The sequence below is a fragment of the Pseudomonas sp. Irchel s3f10 genome (genome assembly GCF_900187515.1).
In the GTDB taxonomy this organism is placed as follows: domain Bacteria; phylum Pseudomonadota; class Gammaproteobacteria; order Pseudomonadales; family Pseudomonadaceae; genus Aquipseudomonas; species Aquipseudomonas tensinigenes.
This window is the reverse complement of sequence record NZ_FYDZ01000002.1, coordinates 706417-728792: the sequence shown is the minus strand read 5'-3', so window position 1 is coordinate 728792 and position 22376 is coordinate 706417. Positions and strand designations below refer to the sequence as shown.

Sequence of the window (22376 nt, the reverse complement as noted above, 5' to 3'; positions counted from 1 at the left end):
TCCCTGTATGTACCGGAGACATGGTGGACACATGTTCGGAGACATGGTGGACGGTTTTAGATCTTCTTACCTGCCGTCACGATCTGCAAGTTCAAGTCGATTCGGGCGATACGATGTCTACTCCAGTAGACATCGTGGATGCCGTCCTCCGTCGTTTCCCGGATAGCCACTGACCTCCCGTAAAATGCTTTTCCGACAGTGTATTCACGGTTGCCCCAGTAGATCTCGCCCTTCACCTGAACCTTCCTGACCACATCCCCATCGTCGTACTCAGGCGCCGCCGGTTGCTCCTGATATTCCCGCGGGCTGCTGCTGTAACGAGTAGCAGGAACCTGCATGTCCAGCGCTTGATGCGGGCGCTTCTGGTTGTAAATCTCACGCCAGATATCAAACGCACGCTGTGCATCGTCCAGATCGATGAAGAGCTGGTCTCGCAGGACTTCATTTTTCAGGCTGCGGTGGAAGCGCTCCAGCTTTCCCTGGGTTTGCGGGTGATAAGGTCGGGAGTGGCCGACCTTGATGCCCTGGCTCATCAGCCAGACCTCCAGCGCGGTATAAACGCCGGTCTGGTCACCCCATGGCGAACCGTTGTCCATCGTCATGCGTAAAGGCAGGCCGAAGCGCCGAAAGGTCCGGATTAGATGCTCCTGAACGGTTTGGCGCTGCTCATTGATGCATGCCGCGATGCACAGCGAAAACCGTGAATGATCGTCCAATATCGTCAACGGATGGCAACGCCCCTGAGCCAGGCTGATATGTCCCTTGAAGTCGATCTGCCAAAGATCGTTGGGCGCCTCGTGCTCGAACCGGATAAACGGTTTGACCTCGGCAGCCTTTGGATCAACGCGCGAATGACGCTGTAAAACCGCATGCACGGTGCTGACAGAGGGCATCACTTTGCCGTCGTCTTCCAACACACGCTTGAGCTTGCGAGCGCCCCAAGCGGCGTACTCCTGACTCACGGTCAGAATCTGCTGCTCAACCTCTTCAGCGCAGCGTTTGGGTGACGTCTTTGGTCGTCGAGACTGATCGATCAATCCCTCTGCACCTGAGGTTTCAAACCTGTTGAGCCATTTGTAGGCAGTGCTTGGGCTGATATTGAATCGACGGCAAAGCTGTCGAACATTGGCCCCTTCTTGCCGAGCCAAAAGCACGAATTCTGAACGAAGCTGCACGGTGGACACCTCTTCCCAGGACACAGGCCATCTCCTTCGCGATGAGCAATGTGTCTATTAAAATGTGTCCACCATGTCTCCGAACACCTGTCCACCATGTCTCCGGTACATACACTCCCAGAGGGAGAGGGGACTGACCGAGTTGGATGTTCCAGGTACACCGACCTGAGATATCCAGTCGACCTCAGGTTTTGAAAAGCCCCCGATCTGCTCCCTTTCCCCCTCGCCCCCTTGGGGGAGAGGGCTGGGGTGAGGGGGATAGATCGAAAGCACACCACAAATCTCAAAGCCAGACACAAAAAAGCCCATGACACGTCATGGGCTTTTCACTTGCAGCTAGCAGCTGCTCTTACACGTAAAACGACTTCAACGGCGGAAAACCATTGAACTCAACCGCGCTGTAACTGGTGGTGTACGCACCGGTCGACAGCCAGTACAGACGATCACCGATCGCCAGGTTCAACGGCAGACCGTACTTGTAGTTCTCGTACATGATGTCGGCGCTGTCGCAAGTCGGGCCGGCGATGACCACTTCTTCCATCTCGCCTTTTTTCTCGGTCCAGATCGGGAACTTGATCGCTTCGTCCATGGTTTCGATCAGGCCGGAGAACTTGCCCACATCGGTATACACCCAACGCTCGACCGCAGTGCGCGATTTGCGTGCAACCAGCACCACTTCGCTGACCAGAATACCGGCGTTGGCGATCAGCGAACGGCCCGGCTCAAGAATGATTTCCGGCAGATCATCACCGAAGTCTTCCTTCAGGAAGCGGATGATTTCTTCAGCGTAGGTTTCCAGGCTGTTGGTGCGGGTGATGTAGTTGGCCGGGAAGCCACCGCCCATGTTGATCAGCTTCAGATGGATGCCGTCTTCTTCTTTCAGGCGCTCGAAGATTACTTTGACCTTGGCGATCGCTGCGTCCCAGACGCTGATGTCGCGTTGCTGCGAACCGACGTGGAAGGAGATGCCGTAAGGCACCAGGCCGAGGTCGCGAGCAAGGATCAGCAGGTCCATGGCCATGTCGGTCTGGCAGCCGAATTTGCGCGACAGTGGCCAGTCAGCCGTGGTCGAGCCTTCGGTAAGAATCCGCACGTAGACTTTCGAGCCCGGTGCAGCCTTGGCGATGTTGCGCAGGTCGGCTTCGGAGTCGGTGGAGAACAGACGCACGCCCTTCTCGTAGAAGTAGCGGATGTCCTTGGATTTCTTGATGGTGTTGCCGTAGCTGATACGGTCGGCGCTGACGCCGCGATCCATCACCTTGTCCAGCTCGTAGATCGAGGCGATGTCGAAGCTCGAACCTTTCTCTTTGAGCAGGTCGATGATTTCGACGGCCGGGTTGGCCTTGACCGCGTAGTAGACCTTGGCGAATTCGAAACCGGCGCGCAGGTCATCGTAGGCCTGGCTGATCATCGCGGTGTCGATCACCACGAACGGGGTTTCCTGTTTGTCGGCGAACGCCTTCATTTTGTCGAATGTAGCGCGCGCGAAATAGTCTTCGACCTGGATCGACATGCTGGGAGCTCCTATGGGCAAACAAGTAAAAACAATGGGTGCAAATGAACGTCCTCCGTATCCCCACTTTGGTTCGCCTACTTCCCAAGGCATGTCGCCGAAAGCAAAAAGGCCATGGGAGGTGCAGCTTTCCCTTGGCCTTGCTGTCTCGTCGTCAGTACTTGAGCCGGATGGATCGTTTCCAGCATGGACGTTCGGCGCGAACTTTAGGGCGTGAGGGGCGTGAGATCAACTAAAAATGTCGCGTTTTTGCACGCTTCTGACGTGCGTCGCGTTCATCACTCTTTGTAGCCGACCGAGATGACGGGCAGATGTTCCCCGAGAATTTTCCAGTGTTAAAAATACCTGCACGTTCGCGGATTATGTCGGCGAAGTCGTGGGTAAGTGTGATGGCTGCAACATCGGCGACGTTGGCCGCGAGAGGAGGGGTTGAGGGGGATTTTGGCGGTTTCGCAAGCTGTTCCAGACGTGCTGTCCGGATCTTGGGTGTTGAGATTCTTTTCCGCCTGATGAATGAATAAACAATCACGCAAATCCTGTGGGAGCGAGCCTGCTCGCGAAGACTTTTTCACAGTCGACATCATCATCGACTGACATTTCGCCTTCGCGAGCAGGCTCGCTCCCACAGGTTGGGTATTTTTTAGGCGACTACCGCTTCAGCTGGCGAGACGATATTGGTCTTCATCCCGCGCGAACGCCCCGAACTCAGATAAGCCGCAATCGACTCCTGCGTCACCTCGCCAAGGAACACCCGCTCGGCATCCATCACCGGCAACCACGAGCGGTTGAACTCGTACATGCGCGACAGCAGGATGCGCAAATGCTCGTCGTAAGCCGCCGTGGCATTGAACTCACGCAGGAACTGCGCGCAAGTGCCAGTCTGACGGTGCAGATCGCGACGACGCACATAGCCCAGCGCCTTGTTCTCGGCACAGGTGACCACCACGTAGCGACGGTCATGTTCGTCCATCAACTCCAGCGCATCGGCCACCGGGGTTTCCGGGCTTACTGACGGCGCGTTGTCCGCCGCATCTTCTGCCTTCACCAACAACAGACGCTTGAGCGTGCTGTCCTGGCCGACGAAGTTGCTGACAAAGTCGTCCGCCGGGTGCGCGAGCAGCGTGTCCGGATGATCGATCTGCAGCAGTTTGCCGGCGCGGAAAATCGCGATCTTGTCGCCGAGTTTGATCGCTTCGTCGATGTCGTGGCTGACCATGATCACGGTTTTGTTCAGCGCCCGTTGCATTTCGAAGAATTCGTTCTGGATCATCTCGCGGTTGATCGGGTCGACCGCACCGAACGGCTCATCCATCAACAGCAGCGGCGCATCGGCCGCCAGTGCGCGAATCACGCCGATGCGCTGTTGCTGACCACCGGACAATTCACGCGGATAGCGATGCAGATACTGCTTGGGCTCCAGCTTGATCATGCTCATCAATTCGCGGGCGCGGTCGTGGCATCTCTGTTTGTCCCAGCCGAGCAGTTTCGGCACGACGACGATGTTCTCTTCGATGGTCATGTTCGGGAACAGGCCGATCTGCTGGATCACGTAACCGATGTTACGGCGCAGGGTCACCTCGTCGAGATCGGTGGTGTCTTCGCCGTTGATGAGGATCTTGCCCGAGGTCGGTTTGATCAGGCGATTGATCATCTTCAGCGTGGTGCTTTTGCCGCAACCCGATGGCCCGAGGAACACGCAGATTTCGCCTTCATTGACGGTCAGGCTTACCGAGTCCACGGCTTTGACGTCTTTGCCGTTGCTTTGGAAAGTTTTGCTGAGGTTTTGAAGTTCGATCATTTGAGCAGTCCTTTTGGAGTCAACGAGCGTTGCAGCCATTGGAGAAACAGGTCAGCGAAAATGGCCAGAAGACTGACCAGCAGTGCGCCGACGATCAGCATCGACATGTCACTGCGGCTGATGGAAGCGAGGATCAACACACCGAGGCCGCCGGCGCCGATGGTCGCGGCGATGGTCATCACGCCGATGTTCATCACCACGGCAGTGCGTACGCCGGCGAGGATCACCGGCACGGCGATCGGCAACTCGACCATGCGCAGGCGCTGGCCGAAGGTCATGCCGATGCCGCGTGCGGCTTCACGGATGCCCGGTTCCACGCCGGTGAGGGCGAGGTAGGTGTTGCGCATGATCGGCAACAGTGAATAAAGGAACACCGCGGTGATCGCCGGCATCGGGCCGAGGCCTTGGCCGAACTTGGAGTAGAACGGCAGCAGCAGGCCGAACAGGGCAATCGACGGCACCGTCAGCAGCACCGTGGCGCTGGCCTGCAAAGGGCCGGCGAGGGTCGGAAAGCGTGTCATCAGAATGCCCAGCGGCACGCCAACGACAATCGCCAGGGTCACGGCGATGCCGACCAGGGTGATGTGCTGCCAGGTCAGGTGCATCACCTGCTGCCAGTCGAGGTGGGAAAAGGCGTTCAGAAATTCCATGACTTTTCCTCCTTAGTTAAATGGGTGCTGGCGCAGGAAATCGGCGGCCACTTTCGAAGGGCTTTCGTGATCGACGTCGACCCGCGCGTTGAGCTGGCGCATGGTTTCGTCATCGAACAGTTCGGCCAGTGGTTTGAGTTGCTCGGCCAATTGCGGGTGCGCGTCGAGGTAGGCCTGACGCACCACTGGCGCGGCGGTGTAGTCGGGGAAGTAGTGCTTGTCGTCTTCCAGCAGCTTCAGGCCGAAGGCGTTGAGGCGACCGTCGGTGGTGTAGACCAGACCGGCGAACACCTGACCGTTGCGCAGCGCCGTATAAACCAGCCCGGCATCCATCTGGCGGATGTTCTTGCGGCTCAGGTTCATGCCGTAGAGATCGACCATGCCGATCAGACCATCGGAGCGGTTGGCGAACTCGGTATCCAGCGCCACCAGATGATTGGTCTTGGCTTCGGCGCGCAGCACTTCGTTCAACTGGCTGATGTTGTTGATCTGCGGATATTCCTCGGCGACCTTTTTCGGCAGGGCGAGGGCGTAGGTGTTGCTGAATTTCGACGGGGTCAGCCAGACCAGGCCTTTTTTCGCGTCGAGTTCTTTTACCCGAGCGTAGGACTGTGCGCTGTCGAGTTTTTCGGTGACATGGTTGTAGGCCACCAGCGATACGCCGGTGTATTCCCAGAGCATGTCCAACTGCCCGCTTTCGTGGGCACTGCGGGCGAGGTTGCTGCCCAGACCACCGGTGATCTGCGCGTCGTAGCCTTTGCTGCGCAGGTATTGCGCGGTGATTTCCGCGAGCAGGGTTTGCTCGGTGAACACCCGCGCGCCGAGACGGATAACCGGTTTTTCAACGGCTTGGGCGACGCCTGCGAACAGCAGGATGCAGCCCAGAATCAAACTAAATCGTTTCATAGGTATTCCTTCGCAAAAGCCTTAAGACGGGCGCAAACCGCGTTCCAGCCAGAGACGGCTGGCGAGGGTGACGACGCCATCGAGCAGCAAGGCCAGCAGCGCGGTGCACGCGGCGCCGAGCAGCAGTTGCGGCTGATTGTTCAGGGCGATGCCAGGGAAGATCAGGCTGCCGAGGCTGTTGGCGCCGATCAGGAACGCCAGCGGCGCGGTGCCGACGTTGATTGCCAACGCCACGCGCACACCACCGACAATGATCGGCACAGCGTTGGGCAATTCGACTTTCCACAGCACTTGGCGCGGGGTCATGCCGATGCCGACGGCCGCTTCTTTCAGCGAGCCCTGCACGTTTTTCAGGCCTTCGTAGGTGTTGCGCACAATCGGCAATAAGGAGGCGAGGAACAAAGCGAAGATCGCCGGGCCACTGCCGATGCCGAGGACGCCCAAGGCGATCGCAAGCACGGCCAGCGGGGGCACGGTGTTACCGATATTGAAGATCTGCATGAAGCGTTCAGCACGGCCGACCATGGTCGGGCGACTGAGGAAGATGCCGGCGGGGATGCCCACGACAAGGGCGGCCAGCATTGAAGCGAGGACGAGAATCAGATGAGCTTGCAGGTAAAACAACAAATCGTCCCGGTAGTGTTCGATCGTGTTGATGCCGATCCAGTGGACCAGCAGGGCCAGGAGCGCGATCACCACCGCACCTCCCATCAGCCCTTTGCCATAGCGGATAGCCACAGGCGGACTCCTTTTTTTGTAGTCGGCGAACGCCCTCCCGTGTGGCATGCCATACATGGCTGCCGGGAATAAACGTTCGCGAGAAGCAGCTCCCTCAGCACCGGCAAAAAGCGGTCTGAAAGCGAGCCATGAGCGCAGCCTCGTCAGGCTAACTTGCTGATTTTTCAGCCCCTGACGAAAATTCGTAACAGGGGATGGACGTCTCCGTGCTTTAAAAGGTTCCCATCTGCGGCAGCATTTGGCCACCCTTAATGTGCTCAACGGTTCGGTTATTGCATCGAGTTGGGCTATAATCGCGGCCCTTTTTTGAATCACCGCCAGGCGATTTCCCATGACCAACCAGGCCGCCGAAGTCGCGAAACGCCGCACTTTCGCCATTATTTCCCACCCCGATGCCGGTAAAACCACGATCACCGAAAAGCTCCTGTTGATGGGCAAGGCGATTGCAGTGGCCGGTACGGTGAAATCCCGTAAATCCGATCGCCATGCGACATCCGACTGGATGGAGATGGAGAAGCAGCGGGGTATTTCCATTACCACGTCGGTCATGCAGTTCCCGTATCGCGAACACATGATCAACCTGCTCGACACCCCGGGCCACGAAGACTTCTCCGAAGATACCTACCGCACCCTGACGGCGGTGGACTCGGCATTGATGGTCCTCGACGGCGGTAAAGGTGTAGAGCCACGGACCATTGCGCTGATGGATGTCTGCCGTCTGCGTGACACGCCGATCGTCAGCTTCATCAACAAACTCGACCGTGACATCCGCGACCCGATCGAACTGCTCGACGAGATCGAAGCCGTGCTGAAGATCAAGGCGGCGCCGATCACCTGGCCGATCGGTTGCTACCGCGACTTCAAGGGCGTGTACCACCTGGCTGACGACTACATCATTGTCTACACCGCCGGTCACGGTCACGAACGCACCGAAACCAAGATCATCGAGAAGCTCGACTCCGACGAAGCCCGCGCGCATCTGGGCGACGAGTACGAGCGTTTCATCGAGCAGCTGGAACTGGTTCAGGGCGCCTGCCACGAATTCAATCAGCAGGAGTTCCTCGACGGTCAGCTGACCCCGGTGTTCTTCGGTACGGCATTGGGCAACTTCGGTGTTGACCATGTACTCGACGCCGTCGTTGATTGGGCGCCGCGTCCGCTGGCCCGTGTGGCCAACGAGCGTACCGTCGAGCCGGTCGAAGAGAAGTTCTCCGGCTTCATCTTCAAGATCCAGGCGAACATGGACCCGAAACACCGCGACCGCATCGCCTTCATGCGCATTTGCTCCGGCAAGTACGAGAAAGGCATGAAGATGCGCCACGTGCGCACCGGCAAGGACGTGCGCATCGGCGATGCCCTGACGTTCTTCTCCTCCGAGCGTGAGCAGCTTGAAGAAGCATTTGCCGGCGACATCATCGGTCTGCACAACCACGGCACCATCCAGATTGGCGACACCTTCAGTGAAGGTGAAACCCTCGGGTTTACCGGTATCCCGCACTTTGCGCCGGAGCTATTCCGTCGTGTGCGTCTGCGTGATCCGCTGAAGTCCAAGCAACTGCGTCAGGGTCTGCAGCAGTTGGCCGAAGAGGGTGCAACGCAGGTGTTCTTCCCGGAGCGCAGCAACGACATCATTCTTGGCGCCGTCGGTGTGCTGCAGTTCGATGTGGTCGCCAGCCGTTTGAAGGAGGAATACAAGGTTGAGTGCTCGTACGAGCCGATTACTGTGTACTCCGCGCGCTGGATTGAATGCGGCGACAAGAAGAAGCTTGAGGAGTTTTCCAACAAGGCTGTGGAGAACCTGGCGGTCGATGGCGGTGGTCACCTGACCTATCTTGCGCCGACGCGGGTTAATCTGGCGTTGATGGAAGAGCGTTGGCCGGATGTGAAATTCCGCGCGACGCGTGAGCATCACTAAGCGCTGAGCTGTTTTGTCCAAAGCCCTCGATGTGAAAGCATCGGGGGCTTTTTGTTTTGGTCTTGGCGGCCTGTGGGTCGACCAGGTTCTTGGGGTTTTGGGTGAATATCCGTTGCTACGGGGGTTGCTGCTGGCGGTTTCGCTCTTACAGCGAGTCCCTTTGGCAAACGCCCCAAAGGAACCAAAGGTCTGCGCCCTGACGTTCGGCCCACTCGCTGGGGCTCGGGGTTCCTTCGCTCCGGGATCGATCCGGGGGCATCGCTTCCGGTTTGCTTCGCTGCACCTCCTTTCGATGTGTTCGACTTCGTCGAACGGCGCTGCGCGCCTACCCCCGGATCAATCCCTCCACTCAGCCTGCCGACGGGCTCCAAGATCAAAAGCAGGCGAGCTGACACTCGGCCTATTGAGTGGTTAAGGGCCAAGCGGTGTTCGGCTCTTGATTTGTGTTGGGGCTGCCCCTCACCCCAGCCCTCTCCCGAGGGAGAGGGAGCCGATTTGTGGGCCTTTCAAAACCTGAGTTTGGTTCGGTATTTCACGTCGGCGTAGCTCTCCCAAACACCTCGGTCAGTCCCCTCTCCTCCGGGAGAGGGCTAGGGTGAGGGGCCTTTGACCTGTTTCAGAATCTGAGTTCGACTCGGTATTTCACGTCGGCGTAGCTCTCCCAAACACCTCGGTCAGTCCCCTCTCCCTCCGGGAGAGGGCTAGGGTGAGGGGCTTTTGATCTGTTTCAGAATCTGAGTTCGGCTCGGTATTTCACGTCGGCGTAGCTCTCCCAAACACCTCGGTCAGTCCCCTCTCCCTTTGGGAGAGGGCTAGGGTGAGGGGCTTTTGATCTCAAGTCGGTTTCTGGTTTAGTCCGCGCAATGGCTGTAGGACGACTCGGCTTTTTGTGGTTTCGATGTTCTTGAACGCGACAACCTGCCTGCTGACCGTTAGTGTTCCAGCTCCCCGCACGTCGCTTTGAGAGGTCAATGGAATGACGAGTCGACTGACTCATTTGCTACGACTGAACGGCTATTTCAGCGTGATGGCCTGGGTGCTCGCGGCGCTGTTGTTCATCAATCGCCTGAGCAGCATGGTCAAGCTGTTCATGGCGCTGTATCTGCGTCAGGAGCTGGGCCTGGCGATCGAGACGGTTGGCTGGTTGTTGTCGGCGTACGGCGCGGGGTTGCTGGTCGGGTCGATGCTCGGTGGCTGGCTCAGTGATCATGTGCGCACGGCACGGCTGACGGCGGCGTTGTTCTTTGTTTCGGTGTGGGTGCTGATTCTGCTGGGGCTGGTGACGCAGGTGTCGTTGCTGGCGGCATTGCTGTTGCTCAGCGGGGGCATCGACGGGGCTATTCGCACGCTGCATCAGCGGCTGATCATGGAATATTGCGAGGTGGCGCAGCGCTCGCGTGCGCAGGCGTTGAGTCGGGTTGCGCGCAACCTTGGGATGGCCGCCGCCGGTGTGGCGGGCGGGGTTTTGGCGCAGGCTGATTTTCGCTGGGTATTTTTCGGCAGTGCGGCAATGACGTTGCTGGCCTTGATGTGGTTTGTCCGCACTACGTGGCGTCGACCGGTGCTGATCAATGACGAAAAGTCCACGGACGACGCAGGTTCCGGGGTGCCGCATCGCGACAAACCGTTCCTCTGGTTGCTGGCGGCGACGGCCGTGCTTGGCATCGCGTTCGACACGGTCTACAGCACGCTGGGCAATTATCTGCGTGATTACTACCACCTGAGCACCGAGGCCATCGGTTGGCAGTTCGGCCTCAATGCGTTGTTGGTGATCGCCCTGCAGATTCCGCTGTCGCATTGGGCCGAGCGCTGGGGCATGCGTCGACAAATGCTGCTCGGCAGTGTGTTGCTGGCCTGCGGGCTCGGCATGTTGCCGTTCGGTTCCGGGCTGTTTTACGTCTGCCTGTCGACGCTGATCTGGACCTTGGGCGAGGCCTTTTTCATGCCGCCGCTGAATGTGCTGGCCATGCACTTTGCCCAGGGCGGCAAAAGCGGTCAGTACTTCGGCCTGTTCTTTATGAGCTGGAGCGCGAGTGCGCTGTTGTCACCGGTACTCAGTGGCCAGTTGTACGGTCAATTCGGTGGCCACAGTGTGTGGCTGGCGAGTGCGCTGATGGTGTTGATTTCCATCCCGCTGACTTGGCAGGCCACGCGCCTGCGCCCGGTCGCTTAGCTGATCCGGCGATTGGGGTTATTCGAAAGCAATCTGTCTGTCGAGGGCATTTCTGCGTGCTCGTTAGCGTCCTATCTGGTGAACCCGATGGATCGGAACTAGATTTCACACAGCGCCAGTCAGGCACAAATGTCTCACCTGAAAATGGATGGAGTCGGCTATGAAAAGCAGGTTGCTACGGGTTTTATTGCTGTTGAAAGTGATGGTCATGCTGTCCGTCGGTACCGCGACGGCCTGGGCCGAGTGCGAGGATCACGATTCTCAGGCGTTCAACGGCCAGGTCGGGCACAGCGGCTTGATGCTGGCCAAATCCGAATCCGAGCCGGGCGATCAGGGGCAGGGTGGCAGCGCCGATGATGACAACTCGACTACCGATGAGCCGGACTCTGATGATCCGGACGACGAAGGCGATAGCCAGACGTAAATCGCAGACAAAAGAAAACCCCTTCTGCCTCGACTGATGCGCAATCGAGGTGGGAGGGGTTTGCTCAACACTTTATCCCTGAATAAACACGATCCCTGTAGGAGCTGCGGCACGCTGCGATCTTTTGATTCTGATTCTGACAATCAAAAGATCGCAGCCTCCTTTCACTCGACAGCTCCTACAGGTTTCGTGTCGCTCTCCAGATTTGCTTACGCCGCGCCGTCGAGGAATTGCTCGGCGTAGTGGCAAGCCACCTGCCGGCTGTCGAGCTGGCGCAACGCCGGCTCTTCCGTGCTGCAACGCTCGGTCGCATACGGGCAGCGCTTGTGGAAAGCACAGCCCGGTGGCGGGTTCAGCGGGTTAGGCAGTTCGCCGACGATCTTGATTTTCGGCTTGTTCGGGTCCGGGTGAATGGTCGGAGTCGCCGACAGCAGCGCCTGGGTGTAAGGGTGCAACGGACGCTCGTAAATGTCGTTTTTCGGACCCAGTTCCACCGGGCGACCGAGGTACATCACCATCACGTCATCGGCCACGTGTTGCACCACCGCGAGGTTGTGCGAGATGAACACGTACGCGGTGTTGAACTCCTGCTGCAAATCCATGAACAGGTTCAGCACCTGCGCCTGAATCGACACGTCCAGTGCCGAGGTCGGTTCGTCCGCCACCAGCACTTTCGGTTGCAACATCATCGCCCGAGCCAGAGCGATACGCTGGCGCTGACCGCCGGAGAACATGTGCGGATAGCGCTGGTAATGCTCAGGACGCAAGCCGACCTGCTTCATCATCGCCTGGACTTTCTCGCGACGTTCGGCAGCGGAGAGGTTGGTGTTGATCAGCAGCGGTTCGCCGAGCTGATCGCCGACTTTCTGCCGTGGGTTCAACGACGCGTACGGGCTTTGGAAGACCATCTGCACGTCTTTGCGCAGTTGCTTGCGCTGGGCCTTGTCGGCACCGGCGACTTCCTGGCCGGCGATTTTCAAGGATCCGGACGACGGGTCTTCAATCAGCGTCAACGCGCGGGCGAGGGTGGATTTACCGCAGCCCGATTCGCCGACAACAGCGAGGGTCTTGCCGGCTTCCAGTTCGAACGACACGCCGTTCAGTGCGCGTACGGTCGCATGGCCTTTGAACAGGCCACGGGAGACTTCGTAGTGACGGGTCAGGTCGCGGGCGGTAAGTACGACGGCCATTACGCCACCTCCTGGTTCAGCGGGAAGAAGCAGCGGGCGAGGCTGTGGCTTTTCGGATCAAGACCTGGACGCTGCACACGGCAGCTGTCCTGCACGTACGGGCAGCGCGGCGACAGCAGGCAACCCTGCGGACGGTCGTAGCGGCCCGGGACGATGCCCGGCAGGGTCGACAGGCGTGAGGCGCCGAGGCTGTGCTCGGGAATCGCCTTGAGCAGCGCTTCGCTGTACGGGTGCGCCGGGACGTCGAACAGTTGCGGCACTTGGCCGACTTCAACGGCTTGACCGGCGTACATCACGCAGACGCGCTGGGCGGTTTCCGCCACGACCGCGAGGTCGTGGGTGATCAGCACCAGGCCCATGTTCTGTTCTTTCTGCAACGCCAGCAGCAGATCCATGATCTGTGCCTGAATCGTCACGTCCAGCGCAGTGGTCGGTTCGTCGGCGATCAGCAGTTTCGGCTCGCCGGCAATCGCCATGGCGATCGCAACACGCTGGCTCATACCGCCGGACAGTTGGTGCGGGTAGGCGTCCATGCGGCTGGCGGCGCCCGGAATTTCAACTTTTTCCAGCAGTTCGATCGCACGTTTGCGCGCTTGCTTGCCGGACATTTTCAGGTGCAGGCGCAGCACTTCTTCAATCTGGAAACCGACGGTGTAGCTCGGGTTCAGCGCGGTCATCGGATCCTGAAAGACCATCGACAGATCTTTGCCGACGATCTGCCGACGCTGACGGTTGCTCAGTTTGAGCATGTCTTTGCCGTCAAAGCTGAGCGCGTCGGCGGTGACGATGCCGGGGTGCTCGATCAGGCCCATCAGCGCCATCATGGTCACGGATTTACCCGAACCCGACTCGCCAACGATGGCCAGTACTTCGCCTTTGTCGACTTTCAGGTCGAGGCCATCGACCACCGGGGTCGCGGTCTTGTCGCCGAAGCGAACGTTGAGATTCTTGATTTCTAGCAGTGACATGGGAATCTCCTCAGGCGGCGTTCTTGAGTTTCGGGTCCAGCGCATCGCGCAGGCCGTCGCCCATCAAGTTGATTGCCAGCACGCTGAGCAAAATGGTCAAACCAGGCAGACTGACTACCCACCAGGCGCGTTCGATGTAGTCGCGGGCCGAGGCCAGCATGGTGCCCCACTCAGGGGTTGGCGGTTGTACGCCAAGGCCGAGGAAGCCCAGTGCGGCGGCATCGAGAATCGCCGAGGAGAAGCTCAAGGTCGCTTGAACAATCAGCGGCGCCATGCAGTTCGGCAGCACGGTGATGAACATCAGACGTGGCAGACCGGCACCGGCCAGGCGCGCGGCGGTCACGTAGTCGCGGTTCAGTTCGCCCATCACGGCGGCTCGGGTCAGACGCACGTAGGACGGCAAGGACACCACAGCAATCGCAATCACGGTGTTGATCAGGCCAGGGCCGAGGATGGCGACGATCGCCACCGCCAGCAGCAGCGACGGCAGGGCCAGCATGATGTCCATCAGACGCATGATGGTCGGGCCGATCATCTTCGGGAAGAAACCGGCGAACAGACCGAGGAGGATCCCCGGAATCAGCGACATCACCACCGACGACAAACCGATCAGCAGCGACAGGCGCGAGCCCTGGATCAGACGCGACAGCAGGTCACGCCCCAGTTCATCGGTGCCGAGCAGGAACTGCATCTGCCCGCCTTCGAGCCACGCCGGCGGCGTCAGCAGGAAGTCGCGGTATTGCTCGCTAGGGTTATGCGGTGCGACCCACGGCGCGAAAATCGCGCAGAAGATGATCAGCAGCATGAACAGCAGGCCGGCAACCGCGCCTTTGTTTTTGGAGAAGGCTTGCCAGAATTCTTTGTACGGAGACGGGTACAGCAGGCTTTGATCCGCGTTTGCGGCGGACGTGGCTACTGAGGATGTTGGAGTGCTCATGGTATGGACCTCAGCGCTGATGACGGATGCGTGGGTTGGCAAAGCCGTAGAGGATGTCCACTACGAAGTTGACCAGAATCACCAGGCAGGCGATTAACAGGATGCCGTTTTGCACAACCGGGTAGTCCCGGGCGCCGATGGCTTCGATCAGCCATTTACCGATACCGGGCCAGGAGAAAATGGTTTCGGTCAGGACTGCACCGGCCAGCAGCGTGCCGACTTGCAGACCGACCACGGTGAGTACCGGAATCAGCGCGTTACGCAGACCGTGGACGAATACCACGCGCGACGGCGACAGGCCTTTGGCCTTGGCGGTGCGGATGTAGTCTTCGCGCAGCACTTCGAGCATCGACGAACGGGTCATCCGCGCGATCACCGCTAGCGGAATGGTGCCGAGTACGATGGCTGGCAGGATCAGGTGATGCAGAGCATCGAGGAACGCGCCCATGTCATCGGCCAGCAGCGTGTCGATCAGCATGAAACCGGTGCGCGGCTCGATGTCGTAGAGCAGGTCGATCCGCCCGGATACCGGCGTCCAGCCCAGGCTCACCGAGAAGAACATGATCAGGATCAGGCCCCACCAGAAGATCGGCATCGAATACCCCGCGAGGGAGATGCCCATCACCCCGTGGTCGAACAGCGATCCTCGCTTGAGTGCCGCAATCACCCCGGCCAGAAGCCCGAGAATGCCGGCGAACAGCAGGGCGGCCATGGACAGTTCCAGGGTCGCCGGGAAGAGGGAGGTGAACTCGGTCCACACGCTTTCACGGGTACGCAGGGATTCGCCGAGATCGCCGTGGGCCAGTTTGCCGATGTAGTCCAGATATTGGGCATACAGAGGCTTGTTCAGACCTAGGCGTTCCATTGCCTGAGCGTGCATTTCGGGGTCGACCCGACGTTCGCCCATCATCACTTCCACGGGGTCGCCCGGAATCATGCGAATCAACGCGAAAGTCAGCAAGGTGATGCCGAAAAACGTGGGGATCAACAACCCCAGTCGGCGGGCAATAAAACTAAACATCGTGTGTGGTACCTCATCAGCCGGTTAGGCGTGCCCGGTGTCCCTGGGGTCAGGGACACCGGGAGTTTCTTATCTACTTCACCTGGGTGGTGGCGAAGTTATTAGTGGTGAGAGGGCTGATGTGATAGCCCTCTACGTTGTTGCGCATTGCAGTAAACATCCTGGTGTGGGCCATGCTGATCCATGGCTGATCCTGATTAAACAATACTTGCGCCTGTTCGTAGAGCGCGGCGCGTTCGGCCGGATCTACTTTAGCCCGTGCTTCATCCAGCAGCGTCTGGAATTTCTCGTTGCACCAGCGCGCGTAGTTCTCGCCGTTTTTTGCCGCCTCGCAACTGAGCATAGGCGTCAGGAAGTTATCCGGGTCGCCGTTGTCGCCCGCCCATCCGGCCGAGACCATATCGTGTTCGCCAGCCTTGGCGCGCTTGAGCATTTCACCCCATTCCATCACGCGGATGTCGATCTTGATCCCGACTTTCGCCAGGTCAGCCTGCATCATTTGTGCGCCGAGCATCGGGTTGGGGTTGGTCGGGCCGCCACCGTTGCGGGTAAACAGGGTAAACACGGTGCCTTCCGGAACTCCGGCTTCCTTGAGCAGGGCGCGGGCCTTGTCGAGGTCGCGTGGCGGGTTCTTCAGGTCGTGGTTGTAGCCCAGCAGCGTGTCCGGGTACGGGTTGACCGCAACGGTCGCATTGCCCGGGCCGAACAGCGCGTTGACGTAAGCCGCTTTGTCGAAGGCGATATCGATCGCCTTACGCACGCGCACGTCGCTCATGTATTTGTGCTGAGTGTTCATGGCGATGTACGAGACGGTCATCGCGTTCAGCTCTTCGACCTTGAGCTTGTCGTCTTTCTTGATGCTCGGGATGTCGTCCGGTTTCGGATACAGCGCGATCTGGCACTCGTTGGCCTTGAGCTTCTGCAGGCGCACGTTGTTGTCGGTGGCGATCGCCAGAATCAACGCGTCGGCCGGCGGCTTGCCACGGAAGTAATCCGGGTTGGCCTTGAAGCGCACCTGCGCATCCTTGGCATAACGCTGGAAGATGAACGGGCCGGTGCCGACCGGCTTGTTGTTCAGATCGCCAGTCTTGTTGGCCTTGAGCAACTGATCAGCGTATTCGGCGGAGTAGATGGCGGTGAACGGCATCGCGACGTCGGCCAGGAATGGCGCTTCGCGGCGGGTCAGGGTGAACTTGACCGTGTGGTCGTCGATTTTTTCGACGCTTTTGAGCAGTTCTTTGAAGCCCATGCTTTCAAAGTACGGGAAGCCCACGCTCGACAGCTTGTGCCACGGGTGATTCGGGTCCAGCTGACGCTGGAAGCTCCAGACCACGTCGTCGGCGTTCATGTCACGGGTCGGCTTGAAGTATTCGGTGGTGTGAAACTTGACGCCTTTACGCAGGTGGAACGTGTAGGTCAGGCCGTCTTCACTGATTTCCCAGGTGTCTGCCAGGGCCGGAACGATTTCCGTGGTGCCGGGCTTGAAGTCCACCAGGCGGTTGAAGATGGTTTCGGCCACAGCGTCCGCCGTGACTGCAGTTGTGTACTGGACCATATCGAAGCCTTCCGGACTGGCTTCGGTGCAGACCACCAAGGGTTTGGCCGAGACGCCGATGGCGGCGCTCAACAACGCAGCCGCGATGGCCGCACGTAGGGGAAGCATTTTCATCGATAACCCTCTGCAATCGGTTGAAGACAAAAACCGAACGGCCGACTCATCATGAGTCAGCCGTCGGCTGGCGTTTTTTACAGGATGTTGAATGGAATCGTGGTCACGAGACGGAACTCGTTGATGCTGCCGTCAGCCTGGTTTTCGCTGGCGCGGTGAGCGGTGTAGGTGCCGCGAATCGTGGTGGCTTTGAGTGGCCCGCTCTGTACGGCATAGGTTGCACCGATGCCGTATTCATAGTGGTGCTCGCCGTCCATCGATTGCACACCGTCGTAGCCGCCACCCTTGTAGTGAGTGCCGTCGATGCCCCAGCCGCGCGCCTGGTAGATGTTGAACTTCAGGCCCGGTACACCGTATTCGGCCATGTTGATGCCGTAGGAAACCTGGAAGGACTTCTCGTTCGGGCCGTTGAAGTCCGAGAGCAGGGAGTTGGCCAGGTAGATACCGTTGGTTTCGTGCAGGTAGTCGAAGTACTCGTTACCGTTCACTTCCTGATACGAGAAGGTCAGGGTGTGTGCCAGGTGAGTCAGGCCGAACGACAGCGAGTAGGTGTCGTTGTCGATGTCGCCCAGCAGTTTTTTGCCTTCGTCGACAGTCTTGTAGTAGTTCAGGCCGGTGGTCAGGCTGAGGATCGAGCTGTCACCCAGCACGTGGGTGGCGCCGAAGTAGTACTGGTTCCACAGGTCTTCAGCCTGGGTGCCCCACAGGCTGGTGGTCAGGCTGGCGAACGGCTGGTACGAGATACCGGCGGTGTTCACGTGGTCAGCTTCGGCGTCGATGTTGCCGTATTCGGAGCGGAACTTGCTGAGGCTCTCTTCGGTACGAGGCGAGACGCGGTCGAACGTTGCCAGGTCGAACGAGAGGTTGTTCAGCTCTTCGCTGTGGATCGCGATACCTTCGAAACTCGACGGCAGCGGACGGTTGCCGATCACGTCGACCTGCGGGCTGCTGAAGTTCATGCGGCCGGCGGTCAGGGTGGTATTGGAGATACGTGCCTTGATGTTCGCCAGGCCCAGTTTGCTCCACTGACCGACGGCATCGCCGCCTTCACGGGTCAGCGTACGGTTGTTGCCCGCGCCTGGACGGGTGCCCGGTGCACCGCCGTTGTTGGAGGCGAGGTTTTCGCGGTCACGCTCAAGAGCGATGGCGTTGTAGGCCGCCACTTCGGTGCTGAAACCGACAGTACCTTCGGTGAAACCCGAGTTGTACTTGATGATCGTACCTTGCACCCAGTTGATGCGGCGGTCAGTTTCGGTCGATTGGCCGTTCTTGCGATAGGCGAACTTGCCGCCGCGCTTGAGTTGCTCGTTGGCGTACCAGTTGCGGGTCGAACCGCTGATCGATTGACCTTCGAGGAAACCGGTGGCTTCGGCCTGGGCGCTCTTCTCGTTGACGGTCACTGGAGTGAACGCCTGACTTTGGGTTTCTGCGTACGCCGTGGCGGTGACGCTGCTGATGGCCAAGGCCAGTATCGCGGTGCTGCTCAGTTTCATGGGTGAAGCTCCTTTACTTTCTTTTTATGCCGGCTTTTTTTGGTATGCCGGTTATTGGTTTAGAACTCATTCACACATCGCAAACGTTTGCAAAAGGCCGGATTGGCGAATTTCGGCAAAGCGCTTGCGTGAGGGGCTAGACAGCGCCCCCCAGCGTTGCGGCTAATCGTCTGGTTTAATCGATACCGACACCCGAGAACACGTTGCGACCGAACGGGCTGACTTTGAACCCTTCGATCCTCGCGCTTAACGGTTGGTTGACCGTCGAGTGGGCGACAGGCGTGATCGGCACTTGTTGTTTAAGCAATTGCTGAGCCTGTTTGTAGAGCATGGTGCGCTGGTCGCGGTCAGTGACGACCTTGGCTTGTTTGATCAGCTTGTCGTAAGCCGGGTCGCACCACATGGAATAGTTGTTGCCGCCGATGGCATCGCAGCTGTACAGCGTGCCGAGCCAGTTGTCCGGATCCCCGTTGTCACCGGTCCAGCCGATCAGGCTGATGTCGTGCTCGCCATTTTTGGTGCGCTTGATGTACTCGCCCCATTCGTAGCTGACGATTTTCACTTTCAGGCCGATCTTGGCCCAGTCAGCCTGGAGCATTTCGGCCATCAGTTTGGCGTTCGGGTTGTACGGGCGCTGCACCGGCATCGCCCACAGGGTGATCTCGGTGCCTTCTTTGACGCCGGCAGCCTTGAGCAGCTCTTTGGCTTTTTCCGGGTTGTAGGCGGCGTCTTTGATGGTGTCGTCGTAGGACCATTGGGTCGGCGGCATGGCGTTGACGGCCAGTTGGCCGGCGCCTTGATAAACAGCGTTGAGAATCCCTTGTTTATTCACCGCCATGTCCAGCGCCTGACGCACTTCGAGCTGGTCGAATGGCTTGTGGCGGACGTTGTAGGCGATGTAGCCGAGGTTGAAACCCGGCTTGGAGATCAGTTGCAGTTTCGGGTCGGCCTTCAGCGCTTCAACATCCGCAGGGCGCGGATGCAGGGTGATCTGGCATTCGCCGGCCTTGAGCTTCTGCACGCGCACCGAGGCGTCGGTGTTGATTGCAAAGATCAGGTTGTCGAGCTTGACCCGGCTCGGATCCCAGTAATGTTTATTACCGGTGTAACGGATGTTCGAGTCTTTCTGATAACTCTTGAACACGAACGGCCCGGTGCCGATCGGTTTCTGGTTGATGTCGCTCGGCTTGCTTTCGGCCAGCAATTTGTCGGCGTATTCGGCGGACAGAATGGAGGCGAAGCTCATGGCGATGTTCTGAATGAACGCGGCGTCGACGCTGTTGAGCGTGAACTCCACGGTCAGCGGCCCGGTCTTCTCGACCTTGGCGATGTTCTTGTTCAGGCTCATGCCGTTGAAATACGGGAACTCGGTCGGATAAGCCTTACGGAAAGGTTGCTGGGCATCCAGCATGCGATTAAACGTGAACAACACATCGTCGGCGTTGAAGTCGCGGGTCGGTTTGAAGTACGGCGTTGTATGAAACTTCACACCTTCACGCAGGTGAAAGGTGTACTTGAGACCATCCTCGGAAATATCCCACGTGGTCGCCAGGCCAGGTACGACATTGGTCGCGCCTTTTTCGAACTCGACCAAACGGTTGTACAGCGGCTCGGCGGCGTCGTTATCGGTCGCTGTCGTGTATTGCGCGGTATCAAAACCCGCCGGGCTGCCTTCAGAGCAGAACACCAGGCTTTTGCTGGCGGCGAAACTGGCGGACGAGGCGGCCAACAGGCCGGCGCCCAGCAATGCGGAACAAATCAAGGTATGGCGCATGACGCTCCCTCTTTTTTAGTGTTGTTCAATGCGCCGTCGTCTCATCCGGAGACGTTTGGCTACATCGAGCTCAATCCAGTACGTACGGCAAACCGGTGGCCCACGCAGAAACTGGTCAGTACCCGACGGTAGGGGCCGCGGTCCTGGCAGTAAATGCGTAAATGCCTTAAAGCTCGTAGGAAAAGGCGACACGTCCTATACCGCTGCGGTAATCCACAGTGGAATTGGCTGTAGGCAATTTCCTAAATTCCCGGCAGGTAAAATAGCGGCGACGTTAAAAAACGTCGCCGCTGCAGTGCCTTATTTGCTGACGCTGACGCCGTAGAAGGAGTTCAAGCCAAATGGGCTGATCTTGAAATCCTGCACGTTGGCGCGCATGGGTTGGAACACCGTCGAGTGAGCGATAGGTGTGTAGGGAACAGCATCTTTAAGGACGTGTTGCGCCTGTTTGTACAGTTCGGTGCGCTTGGCCTGATCGGGGGTGCGCTTGGCATCCTTGACGAGACCGTCGTACTTCTTGTCGCACCACTTGGAGAAGTTGTTGCCGTTGAGCGAGTCGCAGCCGAACAGCACGTTCAGCCAGTTGTCCGGATCCCCATTGTCACCGCTCCAGCCAATGATCATGGCCTGGTTCTCGCCACCTTTGGAACGCTTGATGTACTCGCCCCACTCGTAGCTGGTGATCTTCACTTTCAAGCCGATCTTGGCCCAGTCGGACTGGAGCATTTCAGCCATCAGTTTAGCGTTCGGGTTGTATGGACGCTGCACCGGCATCGCCCACAGAACGATCTCGGTACCTTCCTTGACGCCGGCTTCCTTGAGCAGCTGTTTGGCTTTCTCAGGATCGTACTTGGCGTCCTTGATGGTGGTGTCGTAAGACCACTGGGTCGGCGGCATGGCGTTGACGGCCAGTTGGCCGGCGCCCTGATAAACCGAGTCGATGATCTGCGGCTTGTTCACTGCCATGTCCAGCGCCTGACGGACGCGCAGGTCAGCCAGCGGGTTGGCTTCGTTGCTGCCTTTGACCTTGTCCATCACGTTGTAGGCGATGTAGCCGAGGTTGAAGCCAGCCTGATCAGGCATCTTCAGCGACTTGTCTTCTTTCAGCGCTTTCAGGTCGGCTGGACGCGGGAACAGGGTGACCTGGCACTCGTTCTTTTTCAGCTTCTGAATACGGACCGACGGGTCGGTGGTGATGGCGAAGATCAGGTTGTCGATCTTCACGTCATCAGGCTTCCAGTACTCTTTGTTCCCGGTGAAGCGGATGTTGGAGTCTTTCTGGTAGCTCTTGAACACGAACGGACCAGTGCCGACCGGCTTCTGGTTGATGTCGGCAGGCTTGCCTTCTTTCAACAGTTGCGCTGCGTATTCGGCGGACTGCACCGAGGCGAAGCTCATGGCCATGTTCTGGATGAACGCAGCGTCGACTTCTTTCAGAGTGAACTTGACGGTGTGGTCGTCGACTTTATCGATCTTGGTGATGTTGGTGTCCATCCCCATGTCGGTGAAGTACGGGAATTCGGTCGGGTACGCCTTACGGAACGGGTCATCCTTGTTAATCATGCGATTGAAGGTGAACAGCACGTCGTCGGCGTTGAACTCACGAGTCGGCTTGAAATACGGGGTGGTGTGAAACTTGACGCCTTCACGCAGGTGGAAGGTGTACGTCAGGCCATCATCGGAAATGTCCCACTTGGTCGCCAGACCAGGAATCACGGCGGTGCCGCCGCGCTCGAACTGGGTCAGACGGTTGAACATGGTTTCGGCTGAGGCGTCGAAGTCGGTTCCGGTGGTGTACTGGCCTGGGTCGAAACCGGCCGGGCTGCCTTCGGAGCAGAACACCAGGTTAGTCGCAGCGGATGCGAAAGGTGCGGAGGCTAACAAGCCTGCGCCGACTAAAAACGGAATGACCGCGTGTTTAAGCATGTTGGCCTCATGATTTGTTGTCATTTTTTAGTTGTGAGGTACGACCTCGTGAGTCGTGCCTGCGGATACTTATGCAGGGGCCATACCCAATGCAAGATCCAGAGCG

At 58.6% G+C, this 22376-nt stretch carries 17 protein-coding genes; 3 read left to right on the top strand and 14 right to left on the bottom strand.

What is annotated here, in order from left to right; genetic code table 11:
- Positions 1 to 56 precede the first annotated feature (56 nt).
- From CKW17_RS08540 to CKW17_RS08515, 6 genes are all read right to left on the bottom strand, one after another.
- Positions 57 to 1199 carry an IS481 family transposase gene (locus CKW17_RS08540; RefSeq protein WP_095119511.1) on the bottom strand — a complete coding sequence of 381 codons (1143 nt, stop codon included), beginning with the start codon at positions 1197 to 1199 and terminating at the stop codon, positions 57 to 59.
- A gap of 325 nt (positions 1200 to 1524) precedes the next feature.
- Positions 1525 to 2688: a type III PLP-dependent enzyme gene (locus CKW17_RS08535; RefSeq protein ID WP_016986476.1), complete on the bottom strand. Its 1164-nt coding sequence runs from the start codon at positions 2686 to 2688 to the stop codon at positions 1525 to 1527.
- A gap of 640 nt (positions 2689 to 3328) precedes the next feature.
- Entirely contained in the window at positions 3329 to 4486 is a 1158-nt protein-coding gene (locus tag CKW17_RS08530; protein WP_095119510.1) for a betaine/proline/choline family ABC transporter ATP-binding protein, read from the bottom strand.
- Positions 4483 to 5136, bottom strand: a complete 654-nt coding sequence (locus tag CKW17_RS08525; RefSeq protein ID WP_007915307.1) for an ABC transporter permease — start codon at positions 5134 to 5136, stop codon at positions 4483 to 4485. Before CKW17_RS08525 ends, CKW17_RS08530 begins: the two co-directional genes overlap by 4 nt.
- Before the next feature lie 12 nt (positions 5137 to 5148).
- Positions 5149 to 6042 (bottom strand): glycine betaine ABC transporter substrate-binding protein, encoded by an 894-nt coding sequence (locus tag CKW17_RS08520; RefSeq protein WP_095119509.1) that lies wholly within the window; start codon positions 6040 to 6042, stop codon positions 5149 to 5151.
- A gap of 21 nt (positions 6043 to 6063) precedes the next feature.
- Positions 6064 to 6753: an ABC transporter permease gene (locus CKW17_RS08515; protein ID WP_169844036.1), complete on the bottom strand. Its 690-nt coding sequence runs from the start codon at positions 6751 to 6753 to the stop codon at positions 6064 to 6066.
- 358 nt (positions 6754 to 7111) lie between these two features.
- Between CKW17_RS08515 and CKW17_RS08510 the strand changes: the two genes are divergently transcribed.
- From CKW17_RS08510 to CKW17_RS08500, 3 genes are all read left to right on the top strand, one after another.
- Positions 7112 to 8695 (top strand): peptide chain release factor 3, encoded by a 1584-nt coding sequence (locus tag CKW17_RS08510; protein ID WP_064119440.1) that lies wholly within the window; start codon positions 7112 to 7114, stop codon positions 8693 to 8695.
- Positions 8696 to 9671: 976 nt separating this feature from the next.
- Positions 9672 to 10868 carry an MFS transporter gene (locus tag CKW17_RS08505; RefSeq protein WP_095119508.1) on the top strand — a complete coding sequence of 399 codons (1197 nt, stop codon included), beginning with the start codon at positions 9672 to 9674 and terminating at the stop codon, positions 10866 to 10868.
- Positions 10869 to 11028: 160 nt separating this feature from the next.
- Positions 11029 to 11292 (top strand): hypothetical protein, encoded by a 264-nt coding sequence (locus CKW17_RS08500; protein ID WP_095119507.1) that lies wholly within the window; start codon positions 11029 to 11031, stop codon positions 11290 to 11292.
- A 209-nt stretch (positions 11293 to 11501) separates the two neighbouring features.
- Here the strand turns inward: CKW17_RS08500 and CKW17_RS08495 are convergent, their stop codons facing one another.
- The 8 genes from CKW17_RS08495 to CKW17_RS08460 all read right to left on the bottom strand — a co-directional run bounded on the left by CKW17_RS08495 (position 11502) and on the right by CKW17_RS08460 (position 22270).
- On the bottom strand, positions 11502 to 12482 hold the full coding sequence (locus CKW17_RS08495) for a peptide ABC transporter ATP-binding protein (protein WP_007917625.1): 981 nt from the start codon (positions 12480 to 12482) through the stop codon (positions 11502 to 11504).
- The gene (locus CKW17_RS08490; RefSeq protein ID WP_095119506.1) at positions 12482 to 13450 is read right to left on the bottom strand and encodes an ABC transporter ATP-binding protein; all 969 of its coding nucleotides are present in this window, start codon (positions 13448 to 13450) and stop codon (positions 12482 to 12484) included. Before CKW17_RS08490 ends, CKW17_RS08495 begins: the two co-directional genes overlap by 1 nt.
- A 10-nt stretch (positions 13451 to 13460) precedes the next feature.
- Entirely contained in the window at positions 13461 to 14387 is a 927-nt protein-coding gene (locus CKW17_RS08485; RefSeq protein WP_095119505.1) for an ABC transporter permease subunit, read from the bottom strand.
- Positions 14388 to 14397: 10 nt separating this feature from the next.
- Entirely contained in the window at positions 14398 to 15408 is a 1011-nt protein-coding gene (locus CKW17_RS08480) for an ABC transporter permease subunit (RefSeq protein WP_007953665.1), read from the bottom strand.
- Between the two features lie 73 nt (positions 15409 to 15481).
- Entirely contained in the window at positions 15482 to 17077 is a 1596-nt protein-coding gene (locus CKW17_RS08475) for an ABC transporter substrate-binding protein (protein ID WP_095119504.1), read from the bottom strand.
- Between the two features lie 77 nt (positions 17078 to 17154).
- On the bottom strand, positions 17155 to 18570 hold the full coding sequence (locus CKW17_RS08470) for an OprD family porin (RefSeq protein WP_095119503.1): 1416 nt from the start codon (positions 18568 to 18570) through the stop codon (positions 17155 to 17157).
- Positions 18571 to 18745: 175 nt separating this feature from the next.
- A complete protein-coding gene (locus tag CKW17_RS08465; protein ID WP_095119502.1) occupies positions 18746 to 20344 on the bottom strand; it encodes an ABC transporter substrate-binding protein in 1599 nt (532 codons plus the stop codon).
- A gap of 300 nt (positions 20345 to 20644) precedes the next feature.
- Entirely contained in the window at positions 20645 to 22270 is a 1626-nt protein-coding gene (locus CKW17_RS08460; protein WP_095119501.1) for an ABC transporter substrate-binding protein, read from the bottom strand.
- Positions 22271 to 22376: the final 106 nt, after the last annotated feature.